This window comes from Sphingorhabdus sp. (genome assembly GCF_044357595.1).
In the GTDB taxonomy this organism is placed as follows: Bacteria; Pseudomonadota; Alphaproteobacteria; order Sphingomonadales; family Sphingomonadaceae; genus Sphingorhabdus_B.
Window position 1 is genome coordinate 1 of sequence record NZ_JBIKPH010000196.1, and the last position, 3,099, is coordinate 3,099.

General features: G+C 51.3%; 2 protein-coding genes. One reads left to right on the forward strand and one right to left on the reverse strand.

All coding sequences use genetic code 11. The features are described 5' to 3' along the window. Positions 1-142: 142 nt before the first annotated feature. The gene (locus ACIQ2T_RS12855; RefSeq protein WP_397591147.1) at positions 143-1,495 is read right to left on the reverse strand and encodes an SRPBCC family protein; all 1,353 of its coding nucleotides are present in this window, start codon (positions 1,493-1,495) and stop codon (positions 143-145) included. Positions 1,496-1,652: 157 nt separating this feature from the next. Between ACIQ2T_RS12855 and ACIQ2T_RS12860 the strand changes: the two genes are divergently transcribed. Continuing rightward, positions 1,653-3,099, forward strand: a 1,447-nt coding sequence (locus tag ACIQ2T_RS12860) for a TonB-dependent receptor (RefSeq protein ID WP_397591148.1), incomplete at its 3' end; no start/stop codon positions are given.

The following is a 3,099-nucleotide window of genomic DNA, read 5'->3' on the forward strand; positions in this document are numbered from 1 at the left end:
GGCGCATCAAGGCGATAAAATTTATATGCCAGGGTTCCGATTTCGTCGGCAGCATTCCTTTCCATTTGTGGGATTAGGGTCAAGAATTCTGCTTCTCGGTCTGCCTTGACGTTAAAGCGTGATAGGAAGGTCCAGCTCATTTTTAAATCTCTCCATCAATATAGCGGTCAAGCTCTGCATGGGAGTGGCGCAGCCTTGCTTCCTGCTCGCTCCAAATCGGTCCGCGGAATCCGCGCGAACGTGATCCTTTTTGAACAATCGGTAATAGTTCGGAATCCTGGTCCAAGACCTGTCCAAGATTGGGCGGCTCGCCAAGCGGAACGCGTTCGATCTCAGGGCGTGTCATCCCTGTTGTATCGGTCCCGTCCGCCAACCCCATCCAAGCAGGCGGGCCGTAGCCCGGTGCATCAACATGTGCGAAAAGAATGCAGGTGTCATAGGTGAACCGATTGGGATCATCTGGATGCGGCAAGAAGCGATGGATGAATACTGCTTCAGGGTGGCAACCGATCTGCACATTAGGAAAGATGCCATAGATGGTTGAATCGCTAAGTTGAGTATCGCTGAATTTGTCATAGTCGAGACCAAATCTCTTAGCCCGTTCGCGCTTTGAAACTTGGATTGCGGCACGGCTGTCTTGCGCTGTACCTTCAAAGGCGTCTGGATCAATACCGGCATCGCGCAGCATCATCTTAATGCCCTCATTCACGCTGAGTTGATCAGGAAATCGAGGTGAGGGCTGCCCAAATGGTACGAATTGACGGCTCATTCCGTTCGGATAGAGGTCGATCTGCGTGCGGTCATCCATAACACCTTGCGTTTCAGGATGAACCGCATGGAGATGGTAGATTTCATAAAAGGCATCGACGCCGCCTTTCCAGTTCGCTGCCCATTCCGTGTGCTTATGCTGAATGACGTTCATCGCGCCAATATCATAGGTCTCCAGTTGGTCTGCGACTGGGCCGAGCCATTCGCGTAGAGGCGGCATATCATTTGAAAGAGATATAAAGGCAAGGCCCGCCACCTCTTCGCATCTTACGGATGTGAGATTGCGATCGTGGCAAAGCGTTTCAGGATGAAAAGAGAATTCGTCCGTTACTTTTGTGTTCGTACCGTCAAGTGCGAATTGCCAGCTGTGGAAGGGGCATGTGAAGTTCCCAATAGAGCCAAAATCTGAGAGGATTAGTTGGCTCCCTCTATGGGGGCACACATTGTAATGTGCCTTAAGGCTGCCATCTTCTTGTCGCACCACAATGAAACTCTCGTCCGCAATATCGAAACGAACAAAATCGCCATCGTCACGAAGGTCACTCGTGGGGCCAGCGAGCAGCCAGGTTTGGGTCCACATCCGGTTCCATTCAGCGTCTTTATAATCCGCGCCATGGTAACGTTTCGGGTCAGGCCGACCAGTTCCGTTGTCGATTCTGGGCGCGCGATCATTGAAAGGATGATGCTCGCCCGTATGAATATCCCAGAGCTGATAATCGAAATTCATTGACTGTACTCCTCTCGCTTATGGGGTCTACAGATACATGAATTCAAAAAAAAACAAACATGATTGATTGTTATTTCGATATGTGGCACGCAGCGACCATCGGGTAGCACGAAAGCAAAAAACAGCTGCTTAAAGAAAACGGTTTGAGGAGGATCTTATGCGCAGTAAAAAAATGTTGACTATTGGTATTGGAACAGGCTTAATTCTGGCGCTCGCAACGCCTGCCTTTGCGCAGACCACTGAGGTAACTTCAGACGACACTGGCCTGTCTGACATCATTGTGACGGCGACACGGCGCGACTCCAATCTTCAGACGACCCCGATTGCAATCACTGCGGTTGACCAAACCCTCATCGAGCAGGCAAGTCCTGACAATATCGGTGATCTTGCTTCGTTCGTTCCCAATTTCTCGGCCGCAAAAATCACCGGCTTCAATGCGGCTTCCTTTGCCATGCGTGGTGTTGGTCAGAATAACATTATCGTGTATTTTGAGCCGTCCGTGCTGGTAACCGTTGACGACTTTGTGATGGCTAGCGTTCAAACCCAGTTATTGGATACCTTTGACGTGCAGCAAGTTGAAGTTTTGCGCGGACCGCAAGGTACATTGTTTGGCAAGAACGCAATCGGCGGCGCTGTGACTGTCAAGACAAAGCGGCCAGATCTTTCAAATTTTGGGGCTGAGTTTCGTCTCGCGGCAGGCAGCTTTAAGTCTTACAGCGGAAATGCGTCAGTCAATATTCCAATCATCCAGGATACACTCGCATTGCGTCTTGTTGGCGGATATGAATATTCGGACGGCTTCGTGCGCAATGGCGCTTGCTATGGCCCGGTTGGGACCTTTCTAACGACACCACCGGCGTTGCCCGCAACAACGGCGAAATTTGTTGGCCGGTCAGGTTGCGGAGATGGCAGCAGGGTTGGCGGCACCGATGTCTACAATTTGCGTGCCAAATTGCTTTGGGAGCCGTCAGACAATTTTGATGCGTTGCTGCAATATGAAATGATCCGAGATAGCTCGGAAACGCCCGCGACGGTTAATGAAACCCCTGTAAACGGCGGTGGTCGTTTCTTCTTGTTTGATGCCCTGAATGTTGGATCGCGCGGCAACAAAAGCAGCGACCCCCTTAACAACGGAGGCGTGTCGAACCGACAGGATGGCTTAATGCGGATGCAGGATGGCCATGTCGTCAATGTCGATGGCGTTTACCTCAACATGAATGTTGATGTCGGCATGGGCACGTTTACGTCAATTACGGGCTGGCGCAGCCAGCGGTCGCGTTTGCCGAACACCTATACCGGTCAGGCTCCAGTGGCTGCAGACGGTTCGGTTCTATCTCTGTTCGATGCAACGCGCGACGACGACCGGAAGACTTGGCAGCAAGAATTGCGCTTTGCCTCAGATCTGGGTGGTGCATTTGATTTTGTTGCAGGCGGTTTCTACCAAAGGGATGATGCTGACTTCTGCGTAAACCAGTTACTCGGCTTCCTTGATCTTACGGGTGGCCCATTGCCCTTCGGTGCCTGGAACAATACGCCTTACTTGTTGTGCAATGCGCAAAAAGCAAAATCGACAGCGTTGTTTGCTGAGGGCACATTCAAGGTGA

What these genes read in the sequence shown, in the direction of transcription:
- ACIQ2T_RS12855 (WP_397591147.1), bottom strand. Translation starts at nt 1,495, where the DNA reads ATGAATTTCGATTATCAGCTCTGGGATATTCATACGGGCGAGCATCAT.